This window comes from Colwellia psychrerythraea, from assembly GCF_000764225.1.
Classification (GTDB): domain Bacteria; phylum Pseudomonadota; class Gammaproteobacteria; order Enterobacterales; family Alteromonadaceae; genus Colwellia; species Colwellia psychrerythraea_D.
This window is the reverse complement of record NZ_JQED01000029.1, coordinates 1-19952: the sequence shown is the minus strand read 5'-3', so window position 1 is coordinate 19952 and position 19952 is coordinate 1. Positions and strand designations below refer to the sequence as shown.

The following is a 19952-nucleotide window of genomic DNA, read 5'->3' as shown; positions in this document are numbered from 1 at the left end:
GGTTTAACTAACGAATATGTTAATTATATGCCACGAAAACCTGTGACCACCTCTGTATTAATGACAGAAACGCCTTTTGACAAAAGGCATTGTTGCTGGTTTTGTGGTGAGCCCAGCCATGTGTTTTTTATTTTCAGAACTTATAGTGTTACTTGTACTTATGAGAGCGATGAAAAGTTGTCACTTTCTCGTTCACAACCTGCGGTTTCCATTCCTAGCTGCCACGAGTGCCAGCAATTTGCCAATAAAGCTAAAGAAAAAAACATTCTAGCGGTCAATAGTCACGTAAAGAAAAAACTGCTGACGCGTTACGCTAAAGATCTTGCTATTGGAGTTAATTGGACAAAGGAAGAATTAGCCACAAGTGAATTTGAACAAGGAAACTTTGCAGGATTTGCTCGAAGTGCTTGGTTTATGTATGAAGTGGCAAAGACTCGAGTAAGTTTTTTAAGCTGGCCACTTGTCGTAAATGGTATTGAATTGGAAGAGGCTACTCTCGAAACAATTGAAGTAAAGACATTCAGTTTTGACGATGTGATATACCCCTCCTTAACTGAAGCAATTAATCACTATGCGAAGATATTTTTATTAGATGAATACTATGTTACCGCTGTTTTACAACATTTGGGTAATGGCGAGGTAAATGATAAAACATTCGCCCAAACGATCCGTTTTTGTCGTTTATTGGTTAACGCTAGCCCACAAGAGCGCAAAGAGGCTTTTAAAACACTCGTTGCTATAAAGTCGTAATGACTTCTTGCTGTACTTTCTATTTTATTAGTTTATACAACACTTAAGTGAGCAGATACTTGCATTTTTCTACGGTAGAGTATTTCATCGGCACGCTCAAAAAAACTTAGTTCATTATCGGCTCTATTCATAAACGTTGATCCGATGCTGCAACCTAGTTGGTATTTATTCAATTGAGCATTATCAGCTAATGCAAGATTTATCCTATTCTCAATAATGGTTAAAGCCGTGTCGTTAGCATTCTCGACGATAATGGCAAACTCATCACCACCAAATCTAAACAAACTGTCTGAGTCACGAGTGCATAGACGTAAAACATTAGCGAATTCTTGTAAAACATTATCGCCAGCAATATGACCATAAGTATCGTTAATCGCTTTAAACTTATTTAAGTCACCTAAAACTAAACCGACTAAGCTATGGTGCCGATTAGCATTATGCATTGATCGTTTCAATTGTTCGTCAAAATATCGACGATTTCCTAGGCCTGTTAAACCATCTTGCATAGCAAGTTGTATCGCTGCATGATAAGCAATAGCATTTTTAAGGGGATACAACAGGCATTGATGAAGTTGTTCTAAAACTTTAAAGTTGATCAAACTAATAGGGCTGTTAATACCGTAGCTGAGTGTACCAATAAAGCTATTATCGACTTTTAACTCAAAACGTTGCTCTTTTTTAGCTTTTCTACTGCCCGGAAGCACTGTATTCAAACTCTGGCTTTTAAAATATAGCCCCGAAAAATCGACAAAACGAGTTGCTTCTATTGCAAATATATTAAGTAGTTCATCAATATCTAGAGTTGTTTGCAGTTGAGTCATCAGTGCTAACATTTGACGTTTATCAAAAACGGTGTCAGTAAAAGTTTCAGCAACAAGTGTATCTGTGCTTAATGTACTATAGGTATTGAAAGGAGAAAACCTATTATCAAGTACGTTTAATGTTTGCATACAACAACCTCATAAACTTTATTTTGTCACGCCAATCGACAAAGCAGTATTGCGCTAAGAGCATAAATTGACGGTATTTTTTTATCTATAATGATAAAAGCAAAAAGCGTACCACTTAAATAATTGTTAGTTGTTAATTGATTAATTCGCGTCATTTTCTAAATGAAATATATTAACTATTGGTTAGGTAGTTTTTTGTTATTGCTAATATACTTTAAGGCTAGGTAAACTATGAGTTATTACTAACTACACACTTGAGTTCTGGAGTTGACGGCAATATCTTGCCGCTTGGCAATCACTCAAGTACTAGCAGTGTTATTGACTGCACCTATATGTTATCAAAGTAAATTAAAGGAAGTTTTGTGAGCGGTTATCTAGAAATACTTGCGATTTTAACCTGTGCTGTCTTTGTTGTATGGTTATTTCGTCGACTGAATTTGCCGGCTATTTTAGCTTATTTAATCGCAGGAATGATTGTTGGTCAACACGGTTTAAACATAGTTCATGACCAAGTCGATTATGATCACTTTGCCGAATTGGGTATTGTTTTTTTACTCTTTACCTTAGGACTTGAATTCTCATTACCCCGATTGATGGCTATGCGACACTTAGTGGTATCCGTTGGCAGTTTGCAAGTTGGGATCTCGTTGCTTGTCTTCATTATTGCGGGGCTTATTTTTGGTTTAAGCTTCTCTGAGGCTTTTGTTGTTGGTAGCATACTAGCCTTGTCTTCTACCGCTATTGTTATCAGGCAGTTAAGTGAAACGGGAGCCATGAAACGAAAGTCAGGTCAAATTTCAGTCGCCATTTTACTCTTTCAAGATGTTGCCGTTGTCCCGTTATTAATTATTATTCCTATGTTGGCGATGGATAGTCAAAGCTCTATGGCATGGGCGTTAATGCTCGCGATGGTGAAAGGAGTCGTGGTCGTTGCATTATTGTTACTTATTGGCAAGTGGTTACTGCCTAAAATATTTAACATCATTGCACAAGTGCGAACTGATGAGCTCTTTGTTTTAACAACTTTACTGGTCACTTTACTCGCTGCTGCTTTTACTCAATGGTTTGGTTTATCAATGGCGTTAGGTGCATTTCTTGCTGGCATGATGTTGAGTGAAAGTGAATACAAGCATCAACTTGAAGCTGATATTAGGCCTTATCGAGATATCTTGCTCGGGTTGTTTTTCATTACGGTAGGCATGAAACTCGACGTGAGTTTATTGATTTCATCACCCTTTAGCTTATTAGGCTTAATGCTCTGCTTTATGTTAGTCAAAATTATAGTCATTAAAACCTTGGCAATCAAAGCAGGCGAAGCCAGTAAAGATGCGTGGGCATCAGGTTTAATGTTGGCGCAAATGGGGGAATTTGGTTTTGTATTAATTGCTTTAGCAAATCAAAGTCAAATATTGCCAACAGATGTTGCTTCTATGCTATTGGGTGCTGGGGTTATTAGTATGGCAATTACACCATTTATGATCAACAACGCTAGGTCTTGGGCACTATTTTTTAGTCGAGAAAAGTCAGCTGACTCGCTCGAACTATCACAATTACCTGAAAATAAAGTATTAGACAATCATGTGGTCATTTGTGGTTTTGGACGTGTTGGTCAAACTGTCAGCCGTTTTTTGAAACAAGATGAAATTGATTTTGTTGCTATTGATGTTGACCCACTTCGCACTCAAAAAGCGAGAGAAGCAGGTGAGAAAGTACTTTTTGGCTCCTCTAGACAAACTGAAGTACTTAATGCTGCGCATTTATCAAAAGCTAAGTTAGTTGTCATTGCTTTTGGTGATGATAAACAGTCGCTTGAAGTGATTCAAAAAATAAGAAGTATGAATGAAAATGTGCCTATTTTGGTGAGAACTCGTAATGATGATCAGCTTGATGTGTTACAAACTGCGGGGGCCAATGAGGTTGTGCCGGAAAGCTTAGAGGGCAGTTTAATGTTAGTTTCGCAAGTATTGTCTCTTACGGGAGTGCCATTTTCTCGTATAATGCGTCGAGTACAAAAAGAACGAAAAAATCATTACAATCACTTGCATGGTTTTTTTCAGGGAGAACACACGGACATGAGTCCTCAAGCCATGGATCGAATTGAATTTGCTCATGCGATTTTGATTAATGATGACTCCTTTGGTTGTGGCAAAAGCATTGATTCTTTAAATCTTGGAAAAATGAAAGTCAATGTCATTGCTTTACGCCGAGGTGAAATTGAATGTGAATCCCCAGAGCAAAGTACGCTTTTACAATCTCAAGATACTCTGATTATTCGTGGTAAACCTAGAGGCGTTGAAAAGGCAGAGCATTATTTACAAGAAGGTAAGTAATACCTTAATTTATATATTTTTTACATTACTATTCGTTCGAAAAAGCAAAGGAAAGATAGGACAATCTACTCGGTAGCACACGGATTGTCCTTAAGGTGCCACTGCGAGTAATGGCAAGATTGCCGGTTAAAGTTTCAACTCAGGCTGATCAAATATTAAGAAATTTTCGAATAGTTTGTTCTTGCTCCATTGCATCAGCGAAACCTAACTTGATTAACTCACCACAAAAGTTCTTTTCGAATAATATGTAGCTAATAATACTCGATTCAGAATTATTCCCTATGCCGGCGCTACGTAAAAGTATACGTAGAGTTAATGGTAAATCGTAATAATACTGTGCGGCAATTTCGTTAAAATCATGACTGGGATTAATGACAAAACTGTCGATGTGCTGTAATCCTTCGTTTTCTTTTCTATTTTGAGCTGATATTAATTTAAGTGTGTCGTTTATTCGTGCCATGCGCTCGAGATCGCTGTGCATAGTGTCAGAAAAAATAGAATCGAGTAGATGACCAGCAATAGTTGCAGAACTTGGCGGATGAGGCATATCTTCCCGTGTCTTTTTCAATTCTTTAGGTTGATCTACCCCAATGACAAATATTTTTTTTGCCCCTAAATGAATCGCTGGACTCAAAGGAGAAAGTTGATGTACTGAGCCATCACCAAAATGTTGATTTTTAATCTTCACCGAAGGAAATACCATTGGAATGGCAGCAGAAGCCATCAAGTGTTCAGTGTTTAGTTGGCACAGTTCACCACGCCTTTTAACACGTGACCAAGGTAGGGCTAAGCCATCTGATTGATAAAAGCTAATGGAATCTCCATTACTATAACTTGATGCGGTAATGGACACGGCAGACAAGTAGCCACGTGTAATATTGTTATCTATACGGTTAAAATCGAGAATTTGGTTTAGAAGTGCTCGAAGCGGAGCATTGTTGAGCAAACTGCGGGGGCTCTTGTTAGCATAGTCAGCTTGGAAACTTGCTAACATACCTTGGCTTATATGACTAAATACGTTAACTGGATCACTATGATAGATACTTGATATATTGAAATTTTTCCAAGCCCACTCTAATTTTTTTACACCTAATTGAAAGCAGGATGCATAACAAGCTAATGAGGTAGTATTAATAGCACCAGCAGAAGTACCAGACAGGATTGAAAATGGGATGCCATGATTTCTAGGGATAAATTTAGAGATGGCTGACAAAACACCAACTTGATAGGCTGCGCGAGCGCCGCCGCCAGTAAGTACCAGAGCATTTTTACTATTTAAGTAATTTTTTTTTAGTGTCATAACTAATAATATTTTTATTTTTAACAGTGTGAACTGCGCTATTTATTAATCAAGGTCAATGACTTAAGTGTAAGTGCTTTTGAGGTACTTCGCTAGGAAGTTAATTCATAATTACCAATATATCTAATATATTTTGGACAAAAAAAAGCCAGCAAAGCTGGCTTTTTTAAAATGACATAGAATTATTAAATAGTATCGCTTTTACTCATCCGTTTTTATTGCTAAAAGGTATTAACATCTACTTTAAATAATTATTTTAACTGCTAACGCGAGCGTTGGCAGCATCTATCAATGGTTGCGATCCAGTTTGAAGAACAGCTAGATTAGCAGAAACTACTTTCTTTGGTAATTTTGAAATCATCAAAGAACCAGTTTTTACTGAGCCAGAGGTTGATGCAAACTCTAATAAGTTCTTACCATTACACTGAATATTGTCGAAAATACGACGAATTTTTAGTTTATTAGTCTTTAAAAATGAACGCATGCGTTTCTTGTCATCAGCTGCCACGTACTCACATATACTTGTCGCAATGTCAGCAGCTTGTGCTTTTGGTGTCGTTAGTGCAGATGTTATTGTTAAAGCTGTGATGGTTGAAGCTATTAATAATTTTTTCATTTTATAAACCTTAATAATGGAGTTAATAAAAGAAAAAACCACGGGATGTACCTATTAACGAGGTGACTCCGCTGTCATAGGTAAAGTTTAAATAATTAAACTTTACCCTTAGACCGGTGGTTTTGCGTAACACGTTTTCGCGTGCCTTGCCTTTTCTTTGTCAAAAATAAGTATCGCTAAATATCAGTTTAATTGCAACTAAAGTAGTAGGAAGTTGCAACTAATGTACTAAATTATAACTTTATATTTAAATTGAAAATAAATGGTGTTTGTGTTTAAACTTTCATCTCGGGAATATCACCAGCCACAATAAGTTCACCTTCAGTTAGCTTAATGATTTCTTCTACTGAAACACCTGGAGCGCGTTCTAATAAATGAAATTTACCTTCTTTAATTTCGATGAAAGCTAAATCAGTTAACACTTTTTTAATGCAACCTTTACCGGTTAACGGTAATGAGCAGCTATTAAGTAGTTTTGATACGCCATGTTTAGAAGCATGCGTCATGGTGACAATAATATTATCTGCGCCAGCGACTAAATCCATAGCGCCACCCATGCCTTTGATTAATTTTCCTGGGATCATATATGATGCTATATTCCCATTTACGTCCACTTCAAATGCACCAAGCACAGTTAAATCTACATGGCCGCCTCGTATCATGGCAAATGACTCTGCTGAGTCAAAGACAGATGCGCCCGTTGCCATAGTGACAGTTTGTTTGCCTGCATTAATAAGGTCGGCATCTATGTTTTCTTCAGTTGGAAATTGTCCCATTCCAAGTAAGCCATTTTCTGATTGCAACATCACTTCAATGCCTTTTGGTACATAGTTTGCCACTAGGGTAGGGATACCTATACCTAGATTAACGTAGTAACCGTCTTTTAACTCTTGCGCAACACGTTGAGCTATTTGTTCTCTTGATAATGCCATTATTTTGCTCCTTGTGCTGAAGATGCACGAACAGTGCGCTGTTCTATACGTTTTTCGAAAGTGCCTAAAATTAGGCGATCAACATAAATACCTGGTGTATGAATTTGGTCGGGATCTAGCTCACCAACTTCAACTATTTCTTCTACTTCAACAACCGTGATTTTACCTGCAGTCGCCGCCATAGGATTAAAGTTTCGTGCGGTTTTTCTAAACACTAAATTACCATATCTATCAGCTTTCCACGCTTTGACAATGGCGAAATCACCGGTTATGGACTCTTCTAAAATATAGTCACGACCATTAAATGTTCGTTCGTCTTTACCTTCAGCTACTGGCGTACCAACACCTGTTGCTGTGTAAAAAGCAGGAATACCAGCACCTCCAGCACGCATCTTTTCGGCAAGCGTACCTTGTGGTGTAAGCTCAACTTCTAATTCTCCAGCCATCATTTGACGTTCAAATTCAGCATTTTCACCAACATATGAAGCAACAATTTTCTTTATTTGTCGATCAGATAATAAAACACCTAAACCAAAATCATCGACACCACAATTATTAGAAACTAAGGTTAAACCTTTGGTACCTTTGCGTTTGATTTCACTGATCAAGTTTTCTGGGATACCACATAAACCAAAACCACCTGCGATAACGGTCATGTTATCTGTTAGTCCAGCCATGGCTTCCTCATAGCTTGACACTACTTTGTCAAATCCTGCCATATTATTCTCCTCACTTGGTTTGATATTTTATAAAAAATTAACAGAGAGAAAGACGTAATAATATAATGAATTATTATAATAATTGACTTTACCTTCATTCTCTCCATGCGAAGAAATTACTATTCTTCTGAAACTTTTGCTAAATAAGCATTGGATACTTTAGAAATAGGTGCTTTACCTAATTTATTACTAATGAACCAACCTGCTTGCAGTAACTTTTTAAAGTCGATATTAGTATTTATACCTAAACCATTAAGCATATATACAACATCTTCAGTGGCAACATTACCTGATGCACCTTTAGCATAAGGACAACCCCCTAAACCTGCAATAGCACTATCGACCACCTTGACACCCAATTGCAACGCAGCGTAAATATTGGTTAACGCTTGTCCATAGGTATCATGAAAGTGCACCGCTAGTTTATCTGTTGGTACACGGGCACTAACGGCTTGTATCATCTTTGTTACGCTTGCAGGATTACCCACACCGACGGTGTCACCTAAGGAAATTTCATAACAACCCATAGCAAAAAGTTTCTCTGCAACTATTGCGACTTGTTCTGGATCTATATCACCTTCATAAGGGCAGCCGAGTACACAAGAAACATAACCACGAACTTTGATATTCGCATTTTTAGCTGCTGCCATAATAGGGGCAAAGCGCTCAAGGCTTTCTTCAATAGAGCAGTTGATGTTTTTTTGGCTAAAGCTTTCAGAAGCCGCGCCAAAGATAGCAACTTCATCAGCATTGACAGCCAATGCTGCTTCAAAACCCCGCATGTTAGGTGTTAAAGCTGCATAGGTTACAGTCTGATCGCGAGTAAGTTTTTCAAATACTTCAGTAGATGTTGCCATTTGTGGCACCCATTTAGGTGAAACAAAGCTGCCACTTTCAATATAACTAATGCCAGCATCGCTGAGTTTTTCTATTAGCTGAATTTTATCACTAGCACTAACTGCGATCGCTTCATTTTGTAAACCGTCTCTAGGACCAACTTCAACAATTTTTACTTGTTGTGGTAATGTGTTTGATAACATGATTAATTCGATCCTTCACTGCTATTTTCTTGAGCCGAGAATGCTAATAACTCAGCGCCACCATCGACCATGTCGCCCACTTGGAAAAACACTTCATCAATAGTACCGTTTGCTGGCGCTTTGATCGTATGTTCCATCTTCATCGCTTCCATAATTAACAATGGTTGGTCTTTACTCACCTGTTCACCAGAGTTAACTAACACACTCACCATAGTGCCATTCATTGGTGCAGCTAAACCACCATGACTATCATCTTCACTATGCTGGCCACAGTCTGGCTGTATATGGGTAAAGTTAAATACGCCATTAGCTCTATATAAACTAATGCTATTTTCAAAGTGATTAAAGGTCGTTTGGCTACGGTGTCCGTTAATCGTTGCAACGATAGTGTCATCATTATGTGGTGTCGTTAATATCTCACCTTGGCAATCAAACTTTTCACCATTTACGTTAATTGAATAATAGGCATCATTGGCTTGGCGTTTTTGTTCAACCGTTACTGTGTATTCTGTATCATTGTGTGCCAATACTAACGTATGTAAATTTGCTTCATTTAAGCGCCACGCATTAGCCCTAAACCAAGGAGAGTACGGGTCGTTACTTTGCTGTGCTTGCTGTTTTGCGTTGCTTTTTTTAGATAGAACAAGAAATAAAGCGGCGATTGGCAGTTCGTTGACCAGTGGTTTATCATCGTTATGAAAAATTAAATCATGATTTTTCTCAATAAATCCGGTATCAATGTCAGCATTTTGAAAAGGTGCTGAAGTTGCTAGGTTGTAAAGAAAATCAATGTTGGTTGTTACGCCATTAATACGGTATTCACTTAATGCTTTTGCTAAGCGTTGTAGCGCTTTTTCACGACTTTCATCCCAGACAATTAATTTAGCAATCATTGGATCATAATAGACACTAACGTCATCGCCTTGACGAACACCTGTATCTATACGTACATGTTCACTCTCAAGAGGTGTTTTTAATAGGCTCAGTTTTCCGGTTGCCGGTAAGAAGTCGTTACTTGCATCTTCGGCATAAATACGAGCTTCGAAGGCATGTCCATTGAGCACTAGTTGTTCTTGTGTTTTAGGGAGGTTTTCACCCGCGGCGACACGCAATTGCCATTCCACTAAATCTTGTCCACTGATCATTTCCGTCACGGGATGTTCAACTTGTAAGCGGGTGTTCATTTCCATGAAATAGAAAGAGCCGTCAATATCAAGTAAAAACTCTACGGTTCCAGCACCTTGATAGCCTATAGCTTGGGCTGATTTGATGGCCGACTCTCCCATCTTAGCGCGTAACTCTTCGCTCATGCTAAAAGCCGGAGCTTCTTCAATGACCTTTTGATGGCGGCGCTGTACTGAACAATCACGTTCAAATAAATACACTGCATTCTCGTGATTATCACAAAATACTTGAATCTCAACATGTCGAGGCTGTGTTAAGTATTTTTCAACTAACATAGTGTCATCACCAAATGATGACATCGCTTCACGTTTTGCAGCGGCAAAACCTTCATCGAATTCACCTTCACTCCATACTTGGCGCATGCCTTTACCACCGCCGCCAGCGGTAGCTTTTAACAGGACAGGATAACCCATGTCATCAGCAGCTTTTTTAATGATATCGCGTGATTGATCATCTCCATGGTAGCCGGGCACTAATGGCACATCAGCTTCTTCCATAATGTTTTTAGCTGCTGATTTTGAGCCCATCGCTTCAATAGCGGCAACAGGCGGTCCAATAAAAGTGATATTTTCAGCGGCACAGTTACGACAAAAGTCAGCATTTTCAGATAAAAAGCCATAACCGGGGTGGATGGCTTGAGCACCAGTTTGTTTAGCCGCAGCAATGACTTTATCACCTAATAAATAACTTTCGCGTGATGGTGAAGGGCCAATGTAAACGGCTTCATCGGCCATATGCACATGCAATGCGTCTTTGTCGGCATCGGAATAAACGGCAACGGTTAATACACCCATTTTTTTGGCTGTTTTAATAATACGGCAGGCAATTTCACCACGGTTGGCAATTAAAATTTTACTGAACATTTGTATATCCTTTTATTCTTTTAGTATCACTTAATATCACTGAGCAACTGAAACATTGATAATTACTTTTACCAATTAGGTGTTCGTTTTTCGAAAAAGGCCGTTAAACCTTCTTGTCCTTCAGTTGACACGCGAATAGCTGCTATACGCTCACTGGTGTCTTTGAGTAAGTTATCGTCAATGGTTTGAAAGGCAACATCTTGGCTTAGTTTTTTGGCTTGTCGTCTTGCTTGACTGCCATTTGCTAATAACTTGGTGATCATAGTATTGACCTCTTCAGCTAACAGCTCAGGTGCGACGACCTCATCTACCAAGCCAAGTAATTGTGCTTTATCGCTAAAGAAACGTTCGGCCGTTTGAAAGTAACGGCGACTGGCTTTTAAGCCTATAGCATCAACAACGTAAGGACTAATAGTTGCAGGTATTAAGCCTAATTTTACTTCACTAAGGCAAAAACTTGCTTTAGTACTTGCGATTACAATGTCGCAACAACTTGCTAAACCAACTGCGCCACCAAAAGCGGCGCCTTGAATTTTGGCTATAGTTGTTTGTGGCATAAAGTTTAATGCTTTTAACATTTGCGCTAAGGCGTTGGCGTCTTTCAAGTTATCTTCATAGGAGTAACTTGCCATACGTTTCATCCAACCTAAGTCAGCACCGGCACTAAAACTTTTGCCGTTTGAAGCTAAAATCATAATGCTTACATTATCTCGATTACTAATATCATTAAAAATATCAGTTAATTGTTTAATGACGCCATCATCAAAAGCATTGTGTTTCTCTGGATTGTTCAAAGTAACTGTGGCAATACCTTGCTCATCAACTTCTAACAAAACCGTGTCGTTATTGGTATTCATAATAAGTCCGCTTTACTCTTGTTATTTCTGTAATTAAGTACGGTTACATACGGAAGATGCCAAATTTGGTCTCTTCAATTGTTTTGTTTAATGAAGCTGAAATAGCTAAACCTAATACTTGTCTAGTATCCGCAGGGTCGATTATGCCATCATCCCATAAACGGGCTGAGGCGTAATAAGGGTGACCTTGGTGTTCATAATTATCGATGATTGGTTGCTTAAATTTTTGTTCGTCGGCTTCGCTCCAACTTTCCCCTAGTTTTTCTTTTTTATCACGTGTTACTTGTGCCAGAACGCCTGCAGCTTGTTCGCCACCCATCACGGATATACGTGAATTTGGCCACATGAATAAAAAACGAGGGTCATAGGCTCGACCACACATACCATAATTACCGGCACCAAAGCTGCCACCAATTAAAATGGTAAATTTAGGCACTTGTGCCGTAGCAACAGCGGTAACCATTTTGGCACCATGTTTTGCTATGCCGCCTGATTCGTATTGTTTACCAACCATGAATCCGGTAATGTTTTGCAGAAATACTAAGGGTATTTTTCGTTGTGCACATAGTTGTATAAAGTGAGCGCCTTTTTCAGCAGACTCACCAAATAACACACCATTATTGGCAACAATGCCAACGGGGTAGCCAAAAATACTGGCAAATCCGCAAACTAATGTATTGCCATAAAGTGCTTTAAATTCATTAAAATCACTGCCATCAACAATACGTGCAATAATTTCACGCACGTCAAATGGTTGACGAGTATCTTTAGGGATAATGCCGTAGATATCGTCACTTGGGTAGGCGGGCTCAACAACTTCTTTGAAGTCTATTGTTACCGGTTTTACTCGGTTCAAGTTTTTAACGGCAGAACGTGCTATTTCAAGCGCATGATTATCATTTTGCGCATAGTGATCGGTTACACCTGAAGTACGGCAATGTACATCTGCACCACCAAGATCTTCTGCACTAACAACTTCACCTGTAGCGGCTTTAACTAAAGGTGGACCAGCTAAAAATATAGTACCTTGCTCTTTAACAATAATTGACTCATCAGCCATTGCTGGAACATATGCGCCACCGGCAGTACATGAGCCCATAACAACAGCAACTTGAGGAATGTTGTTGGCTGACATATTTGCTTGGTTGAAAAATATCCGACCAAAGTGTTCTTTATCTGGAAATACATCGTCTTGATTAGGTAAGTTTGCGCCTCCAGAGTCAACTAAATATATACAAGGTAAGTTGTTCTCTTGCGCAATAGATTGCGCTCTAAGATGCTTTTTCACCGTTAGTGGATAATAAGTTCCACCTTTAACCGTGGCATCATTGGCAACGATAACACACTCTTGCCCAGATACGCGGCCTATACCAGTAATAATACCGGCACTAGGTACGTTATCCTCATAAACTTTATAGGCAGCAAGTTGAGAAAATTCTAAAAAAGCTGAACCATCATCAAGTAAGGCATTTACTCTGTCTCGCGGTAATAACTTACCACGCCCTATGTGTCGCTCACGAGAGCGTTCGCCACCACCAAGTTTGATTTCACTGAGCTTTTCACGTAAATCATCAACTTGAGTTTGCATATGTGCAGCATTGTCTAAGAAACCTTGGCTGCGAGTGTTTATCTTACTTATTATTTTTGCCACGAGAGAGAGCCTTTTATTTGATAGTAATCATTTATTTTATTGCGATTTAACTCAACTACTGCGTCTAAAAATGCTCATTGACTATCGTCAACTTTGCTTTTTTTGCCTTGTATTTGAATTAAACCGCGGCAAACTAAACAATTACTGGTTAACTCAATATTTGTTTAATTACTTACTACAGAAGTTACTTTTTTTGTCACTGAATTAGTCATGATTCAACTTTAAGCTGTACGATTTAATAAAAGGAAAAGCACGGCATTGATGATAATCAATGAAAACTTTTTACGAATTAATTAGACGGTACAGCAACTAGATGAATGACTAGTTAGATTCGTTGAATAATTCACGGCCAATTAGCATGCGACGAATTTCGGACGTACCAGCACCTATTTCATACAGCTTAGCGTCACGTAACAAACGACCCGCTGGGAATTCATTGATATAACCATTCCCCCCAAGTAATTGGATTGTATCAAGAGCCATTTTAGTCGCTAATTCCGCAGCATAAAGAATAACGGCGGCAGAATCTTTTCGAGTGGTTTCGCCGCGGTCACAGGCTTGGGCAACCATATAAGCGTAAGATTTAGCAGCATTCATTTGAGTATACATATCAGCTACTTTACCTTGTACTAATTGAAATTCACCAATGGATTGACCAAATTGTTTTCTGTCGTGTATGTAAGGTACAACTAAATCCATGCAAGCATCCATGATGCCTAGAGAGCCACCTGATAAAACGACACGCTCGTAATCTAATCCTGACATTAATACCCGAACACCTTTTCCTTCAGCGCCTAAAATATTTTCAGCTGGTACTTCACAGTCTTGAAAAACTAACTCACAAGTATTTGAACCACGCATACCTAACTTGTCTAGTTTCTGATGGCGAGAAAAACCAGGGAAATCACGCTCAACTATAAAAGCAGTAATACCTTTTGAACCCGCACTGATATCTGTTTTAGCATAAATGACATAAACATCAGCATCTGGACCATTGGTTATCCACATTTTGTTGCCGTTAAGAATATACTTATCACCTTTTTTATCAGCGCGAAGTTTCATACTTACAACATCTGATCCGGCATTTGGTTCACTCATAGCAAGTGCACCAACATGCTCGCCAGTACAAAGTTTTGGTAAGTATTTTAATTTTTGCTCATGGGAGCCATTTTTACGTAGTTGGTTTAGACATAAGTTTGACATAGCACCATAACTTAAACCGACAGATGCTGAAGCTCTGCTGATTTCTTGCATAGCAACAATATGCTCTAAGTAACCTAAACCTGATCCGCCATATTCTTCTTCAACGGTCATACCTAAAAGGCCCATTTCGCCAAATTTTTTCCATAGATCAGCAGGGAATTCATTATCAATATCTATTTGTTCTGCTCGCGGAGCAATTTCATCACGGGCGAAAGCGTTGACAGTCTCGCGGATCATGTCCACGGTTTCGCCTAAGTTATAGTTAAGTGAGCTGAATTTTGAAATCATGCTTTATCCTTTTAGTGAAACTCATTCCCGCATGGCAGTGCTGAGTTAGTAACGATTAAATGGGTTTAGTTGTATTTTATAAAACGTTTGTTGCGATTAAGTATTTTCGAGTGTTTTGAGGGTAGTTTTACAATTATCCTCTAAATCATTTAGTTCAATTAATATTGCATTTATATCTTCAAGTTGTTGCTTTAAATCATTTTTCTTTTCATTAATTAAAGTCATTATGGTATTTAACTGTGTGGCACTGGTTTTATCAACATCATATAGTTCAAACAAACGGCCAGTTTCTGCTAGTGAAAAACCAAGTCGTTTACCACGAAGAATCAACTTCAATCGAACTTTATCTCTTTGATTGTAAATTCTTGTCTGTCCTTTACGTGCAGGAAAGATTAGCCCTTGATCTTCATAAAAACGAATGCTGCGTGTAGTGATATCAAATTCTTTTGATAAGTCGCTAATAGAGTATTTAGCTTGGCTAATTTTTTGGGTCATTTTTTACTCGTGTTTCTCATCTTAAAACTATTTATTGATTTATCTTATAATAAGTTTACGTTAACGTAAAGGGTAAGTTTTGAGCTAGTCTGATATTCGTTAGTTTCCTTAATTATTTCTATTCAATAAAAACAATTAATAACTATTCCACGATAAACGTGATTAGTATTAGCTAGGGCTACTACTAAAGTTACGTTGACGTAAACTTAAGTGTTAGGTTAGGCTAAGCTATCAATTTTTTCGAATTTATTTAAACTTATTATCATTTAGAAACTGGAGAGTTCAATGTCATTATCAGATCCTATTGTTATTGTTTCCGCTGTTAGAACACCTATGGGGGGCTTTGGTGGTTGTTTGTCCCCGGTAACGACACCTGATTTAGGTGCTACCGCAATAAAAGCTGCTATACACGAAGCTGATCTAGCCAGCGATCAAGTTGATGAACTTATTATGGGGTGTGTTTTGCCAGCTGGCTTAAAACAAGCACCTGCAAGGCAAGCAGCCATTGCTGCTGATTTATCTTTATCAACAGTGTGTACCACAATCAATAAAGTATGTGGCTCAGGCATGAAAGCCGCGATGCAAGCACATGATGCATTACTTGCAGGCTCTATCGATGTTGCTATTGCTGGTGGAATGGAAAGCATGAGTAATGCACCTTATATTTTGCCAAAAGTAAGAACAGGTTTACGCATGGGGCATGGTCAAGTGATCGATCACATGATGCAAGACGGTCTAGAAAATGCGTATGACGGTATATCTATGGGATGTTTTGCCCAAGATACGGCTGATGAAGCTAGTTTTTCTCGTGAAGCAATGGATGAATTTGCTATTCGTTCATTAAGTCGTGCAAATCAAGCGATTGAATCCGGTGCTTTTAAAAATGAAATTGCACCTATTACTGTAGTGAATCGACGTAAAGAAACCGTTATTGATACCGATGAGCAGCCAGGTAATGCTCGCCCAGACAAAATTCCATCTTTACGTGCAGCATTTAAGAAAGACGGAACCATTACCGCAGCCAACTCGAGCTCAATTTCAGACGGTGCAGCAGCTCTGGTAATGATGAAATTATCAGAAGCTGAAAAACGCGGTTTATCACCTCTGTGTAAAGTTGTTGCTCATGCCACTCACGCACAAGCTCCTGCAGAATTTACTATCGCACCAGTTGGTGCGATGAATAAATTGCTAGACAAAGCTGGTTGGACAACAGCTGATGTTGATTTATTTGAAATCAACGAAGCGTTTGCCATGGTAACTATGTTAGCAGTTAAAAACCTGTCATTAGATATTGAGAAAGTTAATGTTAATGGTGGTGCTTGTGCTTTAGGTCACCCATTAGGTGCTAGTGGCGCGCGCATTATGGTAACTTTAATTCATGCATTGAAAAATAAAGGGTTATCTAAAGGTGTTGCTTCTCTTTGTATTGGTGGTGGTGAAGCGACAGCAATCGCATTAGAAATGCTGTAGTTATTAATTTTACTCACTTTATCATTCAATTTAAGTATCAAAAGTACTCATTGATTAACGTCAATGGGTACTTTTTTCGTTAATTCGATGTCGATAACTTAACATTGAACAACTTTAACCGGTGAGAGCAAGGTGTTTCATTAGGCTAGAAGTTATTGATAAGTTTGTTATATCCAAAATCAGTAGCTGATTGCCAAGAACTGTTTAGTATTAAATATTTCCACGAATGATGATCGACTAAATAGAGAGCTAATAATTGATTATAAATACGGATAAATTTGTTTGATAACTTAAACAGTGTGGCTATTTTAACAATAAAATAGAATTCGATACGGGAAAATTATGATTGATGTAGTTATTTTTCAAGAAGTTGATTGTGATAATGGAAAGAAAATTGGGCTAATTACCCTTAACTCACCTAAATCACTTAATGCATTAAGTAGCGATATGGTAGCTCTACTTTATCCCAAATTAGTCGCTTGGCAGCAACAACAAGACATCGCTGCAGTATTTTTGCAGGGCGAAGGTGATAAAGCATTTTGTGCTGGTGGGGATATTGTTCATTTATACAGTGCAATGAAAAACAGTGCATTGACAAAGAATGTCAGTACAGGAAATATTGCGGATAAACTAAATGAAGACAATAAGTTTGCGCCAGAAATTGAAAGATACTTTACACAAGAATACCAGTTAGATTTTTTAATTCATACGTTTAACAAACCTTTTATAGTATGGGGAAGTGGTATTGTTATGGGGGGCGGATTAGGTATGCTTGTAGGTGCAAGTCATCGTGTTGTCACCGAAAGTTCGCGTATAGCTATGCCAGAAATAAGTATTGGTTTGTTTCCTGATGTTGGTGCCAGTTATTTTCTTAATAAAATGCCGTCAGGTTGTGGTTTGTTTTTGGCATTAACAGGGGCATCTATTAATGCGGCGGATGCTAAATATTGTCAACTCGCAGATTACTTTGTTGAGCAACAACACAAAGACAACTTACTAACCCAACTTAAAATGATTAACTGGGGAGAAACAATCCCGTTAAATCACGATAAAACTTCACAATTACTACAAGAGTTTGAGCAAAACTCTGTGAATAAATTACCTGTGTCTGTGTTAAAAGAACATCAACCTTTAATTGGTACCTTGACAAATAATGAAGACTTAACTGAAATTTTGGCTGCGATCTTAGGTGTTCAAACAGAAGATAAGTGGTTTAATAGAGCGCAGAAATCATTGAAAAATGGCAGTGCTTTAAGTGCACAATTAGCCTTTATACAATTAAATAAAGGCAAAGGTATGGCCTTAGCAGATTGTTTTCGTATGGAATTAGACTTAGCGGTTAAATGTGGATACTTTGGTGAGTTTTCAGAAGGCGTTAGAGCATTACTAATCGATAAAGATAATCGGCCTCAGTGGCAATATCCATCAATTGGAGCGATTGATAGTAACGTACTTAATTGGTTTTTTGAGTCATCTTGGTCAAAAGCGTCTCATCCTCTAGCTAAACTCTCCTAAATTTCAAAAATTTGAATGTTTTATTAATCCTATAGCGCAACATGAAACTTAAATGGTTAAAAACAGATAGAGAGATTAGTATTTTTATAATAACTAAAGGGCAACTTTGACGATGAAAGTATCGTTAGATAGTCAACTTAAATAGAGATGGCCATTTAAAAGCTAATTTTATAAAAATGTCTAGGTAATATAACCAGTAGAGAAGATCTATTCGGTATTCTTAATATATTTGATAAACAAGAAGTAGAGAATAATGAAATTAAAAGATAAAACGATTGTAATTACAGGTGGGGGTCAAGGTTTAGGTTTGACTATGGCTATTAGTTTTGCAAAATCGGGGGCAAATATTGCGTTGATCGATTTAAATGAGCAGCAACTGAAAGAAAGTGTTGAGCAAGTCATATCTGCAGGCTTTGAAAGCATTAAAGTAAATTACTACCTTGCAAATGTAAGTAAAGAAGAGGAAGTTGAAAAAGTATTTCAACAAATTAATGAAGATTTTAATGGTATTGATGGTTTAGTGAATAATGCGGGTATATTACGTGATGGAATGTTTGTTAAGGCAAAAGATGGTGTTGTCAGTAAAAAAATGTCTTTACAAAACTTCCAATCAGTTATCGATGTCAATTTAACAGGGGTCTTTTTATGCGGTAGAGAAGCAGCTGTACATATGATAGAAGGGAGCAAAGAAGGCGTTATTATTAATATGTCTTCAATAGCTCGTGGCGGTAATATAGGACAAACTAACTATGCCGCAGCAAAAGCTGGTGTTGTAGCAATGACAACAACTTGGGCAAGGGAGCTCGGTCGTCATGGTATTCGTGTTGGTGCTATTGCTCCTGGGGTAATACGCACCGCTATGACTGATGCCATGAAACCAGAAATGCGGGATAGGTTGGAGAAAATGAAACCAGTTGGGCGTTTAGGTGAGGCTGAAGAAATTGCTCACACGGCAAAATATATTTTCGAAAACGAATTTTTCACCGGTCGTGTCATAGAAATAGATGGTGGCCTTTGTATGTAGTATTTTCGTTAGACTTATAAATAATTTTTCCGACTTCATTTAACTGAACCTCACTTTTGAGAGAATGTTTTTGTTTGATAATTAATCGATCAAACAAATAATTGTAGATTGCGTGAAAAAACACTTGATCAAAACTAAAAACTCTCTACAATCCGCTCCAGTTCCAAGGGGCTAAGGCAAAAACCTTAACCAAGTGGACGTTTTGATGAGTTAATCACTGCTTTATTAAGGTTGATTAATAAGGTTAATGTCTAATTATTAATAAGAGAAATTAATTTTTCAAATTAAATTAATTAAACGTTGACATCAAGATTTTGCAGCGTATTATACGCATCCAGTTCGGGGCGAGAGCAGCGAATGACGCTACTTAAAGTAGCCAAGGTTAAGAGCGAATGCGACTCTTACCTAACGTTTCAATCGAAACGTTTTCTTTAACAATTAGTTATCATGCAATTTGTGTGGACACTCACATTACAGTTGTTTTACTTAGTTTCCTTTGGAAGCAAAAAACGCTTAATGATGATGTCACACAGATAAATATATACTTATATATGTAATGCGATATTTATCTTCGGATAAATATCACGACAGAATTCATTGAGCAAATGTTACTTGTTTACTTCGGTAAGCGGTACATCACAAACGATTTTTAATTGAAGAGTTTGATCATGGCTCAGATTGAACGCTGGCGGCAGGCTTAACACATGCAAGTCGAGCGGTAACATTTCTAGCTTGCTAGAAGATGACGAGCGGCGGACGGGTGA

16 protein-coding genes, 1 rRNA gene and 1 riboswitch are annotated in these 19952 nt (G+C 38.0%); of the genes, 6 read left to right on the top strand and 11 right to left on the bottom strand.

Features of this window, described 5'->3' with window-relative positions; all coding sequences use genetic code 11:
• Positions 1-27: 27 nt before the first annotated feature.
• The gene (locus tag ND2E_RS10620; protein ID WP_033093938.1) at positions 28-750 is read left to right on the top strand and encodes a hypothetical protein; all 723 of its coding nucleotides are present in this window, start codon (positions 28-30) and stop codon (positions 748-750) included.
• 32 nt (positions 751-782) lie between these two features.
• Here the strand turns inward: ND2E_RS10620 and ND2E_RS10625 are convergent, their stop codons facing one another.
• On the bottom strand, positions 783-1700 hold the full coding sequence (locus ND2E_RS10625; protein WP_033093937.1) for a GGDEF domain-containing protein: 918 nt from the start codon (positions 1698-1700) through the stop codon (positions 783-785).
• Between the two features lie 362 nt (positions 1701-2062).
• On the opposite strand from ND2E_RS10625, the gene ND2E_RS10630 reads away from it, so the two are divergent.
• Positions 2063-4030 (top strand): monovalent cation:proton antiporter family protein, encoded by a 1968-nt coding sequence (locus tag ND2E_RS10630; protein ID WP_033093936.1) that lies wholly within the window; start codon positions 2063-2065, stop codon positions 4028-4030.
• A gap of 148 nt (positions 4031-4178) precedes the next feature.
• Here the strand turns inward: ND2E_RS10630 and ND2E_RS10635 are convergent, their stop codons facing one another.
• From ND2E_RS10635 to ND2E_RS10680, 10 genes are all read right to left on the bottom strand, one after another.
• Complete coding sequence (locus ND2E_RS10635; protein ID WP_033093935.1) at positions 4179-5330, bottom strand: patatin-like phospholipase family protein; 1152 nt, start codon at positions 5328-5330, stop codon at positions 4179-4181.
• Between the two features lie 256 nt (positions 5331-5586).
• Positions 5587-5946, bottom strand: a complete 360-nt coding sequence (locus ND2E_RS10640; protein WP_223303608.1) for a DUF3718 domain-containing protein — start codon at positions 5944-5946, stop codon at positions 5587-5589.
• Between the two features lie 58 nt (positions 5947-6004).
• Positions 6005-6107: riboswitch (cyclic di-GMP riboswitch) on the bottom strand.
• Positions 6108-6221: 114 nt separating this feature from the next.
• Positions 6222-6878 carry a 3-oxoacid CoA-transferase subunit B gene (locus ND2E_RS10645; protein ID WP_033093933.1) on the bottom strand — a complete coding sequence of 219 codons (657 nt, stop codon included), beginning with the start codon at positions 6876-6878 and terminating at the stop codon, positions 6222-6224.
• A complete protein-coding gene (locus ND2E_RS10650; protein ID WP_033093932.1) occupies positions 6878-7597 on the bottom strand; it encodes a CoA transferase subunit A in 720 nt (239 codons plus the stop codon). The genes ND2E_RS10645 and ND2E_RS10650 overlap by 1 nt, the downstream gene beginning before the upstream one ends.
• A 119-nt stretch (positions 7598-7716) precedes the next feature.
• Complete coding sequence (locus ND2E_RS10655) at positions 7717-8637, bottom strand: hydroxymethylglutaryl-CoA lyase (protein ID WP_033093931.1); 921 nt, start codon at positions 8635-8637, stop codon at positions 7717-7719.
• A gap of 2 nt (positions 8638-8639) precedes the next feature.
• Positions 8640-10685, bottom strand: coding sequence for an acetyl/propionyl/methylcrotonyl-CoA carboxylase subunit alpha (locus tag ND2E_RS10660; protein WP_033093930.1), 2046 nt, complete (start codon positions 10683-10685; stop codon positions 8640-8642).
• 68 nt (positions 10686-10753) lie between these two features.
• Entirely contained in the window at positions 10754-11542 is a 789-nt protein-coding gene (locus ND2E_RS10665) for an enoyl-CoA hydratase/isomerase family protein (protein WP_033093929.1), read from the bottom strand.
• 43 nt (positions 11543-11585) lie between these two features.
• The gene (locus tag ND2E_RS10670) at positions 11586-13193 is read right to left on the bottom strand and encodes a carboxyl transferase domain-containing protein (RefSeq protein WP_033093928.1); all 1608 of its coding nucleotides are present in this window, start codon (positions 13191-13193) and stop codon (positions 11586-11588) included.
• Positions 13194-13514: 321 nt separating this feature from the next.
• A complete protein-coding gene (locus tag ND2E_RS10675; RefSeq protein WP_033093927.1) occupies positions 13515-14684 on the bottom strand; it encodes an isovaleryl-CoA dehydrogenase in 1170 nt (389 codons plus the stop codon).
• Positions 14685-14780: 96 nt separating this feature from the next.
• Positions 14781-15179, bottom strand: coding sequence for a MerR family transcriptional regulator (locus tag ND2E_RS10680; protein WP_033093926.1), 399 nt, complete (start codon positions 15177-15179; stop codon positions 14781-14783).
• Positions 15180-15464: 285 nt separating this feature from the next.
• On the opposite strand from ND2E_RS10680, the gene ND2E_RS10685 reads away from it, so the two are divergent.
• The 4 genes from ND2E_RS10685 to ND2E_RS0121550 all read left to right on the top strand — a co-directional run.
• On the top strand, positions 15465-16649 hold the full coding sequence (locus ND2E_RS10685) for an acetyl-CoA C-acyltransferase (protein WP_033093925.1): 1185 nt from the start codon (positions 15465-15467) through the stop codon (positions 16647-16649).
• A 342-nt stretch (positions 16650-16991) separates the two neighbouring features.
• Entirely contained in the window at positions 16992-18164 is a 1173-nt protein-coding gene (locus ND2E_RS10690; protein ID WP_033093924.1) for an enoyl-CoA hydratase/isomerase family protein, read from the top strand.
• A 253-nt stretch (positions 18165-18417) separates the two neighbouring features.
• Positions 18418-19188 carry an SDR family oxidoreductase gene (locus ND2E_RS10695; protein WP_033093923.1) on the top strand — a complete coding sequence of 257 codons (771 nt, stop codon included), beginning with the start codon at positions 18418-18420 and terminating at the stop codon, positions 19186-19188.
• Between the two features lie 650 nt (positions 19189-19838).
• Positions 19839-19952: ribosomal RNA gene (locus ND2E_RS0121550) — 16S ribosomal RNA — on the top strand; the annotation flags it as partial.

Excerpts from the sequence above, each read along its gene's own strand:
- ND2E_RS10620 (WP_033093938.1), top strand. The coding sequence starts at position 28 with ATGCCACGAAAACCTGTGACCACCTCTGTATTAATGACAGAAACGCCT.
- ND2E_RS10625 (WP_033093937.1), bottom strand. The coding sequence starts at position 1,700 with ATGCAAACATTAAACGTACTTGATAATAGGTTTTCTCCTTTCAATACC.
- ND2E_RS10635 (WP_033093935.1), bottom strand. The coding sequence starts at position 5,330 with ATGACACTAAAAAAAAATTACTTAAATAGTAAAAATGCTCTGGTACTT.
- ND2E_RS10640 (WP_223303608.1), bottom strand. The coding sequence starts at position 5,946 with ATGAAAAAATTATTAATAGCTTCAACCATCACAGCTTTAACAATAACA.
- ND2E_RS10645 (WP_033093933.1), bottom strand. The coding sequence starts at position 6,878 with ATGGCATTATCAAGAGAACAAATAGCTCAACGTGTTGCGCAAGAGTTA.
- ND2E_RS10650 (WP_033093932.1), bottom strand. The coding sequence starts at position 7,597 with ATGGCAGGATTTGACAAAGTAGTGTCAAGCTATGAGGAAGCCATGGCT.
- ND2E_RS10655 (WP_033093931.1), bottom strand. The coding sequence starts at position 8,637 with ATGTTATCAAACACATTACCACAACAAGTAAAAATTGTTGAAGTTGGT.
- ND2E_RS10660 (WP_033093930.1), bottom strand. The coding sequence starts at position 10,685 with ATGTTCAGTAAAATTTTAATTGCCAACCGTGGTGAAATTGCCTGCCGT.
- ND2E_RS10665 (WP_033093929.1), bottom strand. The coding sequence starts at position 11,542 with ATGAATACCAATAACGACACGGTTTTGTTAGAAGTTGATGAGCAAGGT.
- ND2E_RS10675 (WP_033093927.1), bottom strand. The coding sequence starts at position 14,684 with ATGATTTCAAAATTCAGCTCACTTAACTATAACTTAGGCGAAACCGTG.
- ND2E_RS10680 (WP_033093926.1), bottom strand. The coding sequence starts at position 15,179 with ATGACCCAAAAAATTAGCCAAGCTAAATACTCTATTAGCGACTTATCA.
- ND2E_RS10685 (WP_033093925.1), top strand. The coding sequence starts at position 15,465 with ATGTCATTATCAGATCCTATTGTTATTGTTTCCGCTGTTAGAACACCT.
- ND2E_RS10690 (WP_033093924.1), top strand. The coding sequence starts at position 16,992 with ATGATTGATGTAGTTATTTTTCAAGAAGTTGATTGTGATAATGGAAAG.
- ND2E_RS10695 (WP_033093923.1), top strand. The coding sequence starts at position 18,418 with ATGAAATTAAAAGATAAAACGATTGTAATTACAGGTGGGGGTCAAGGT.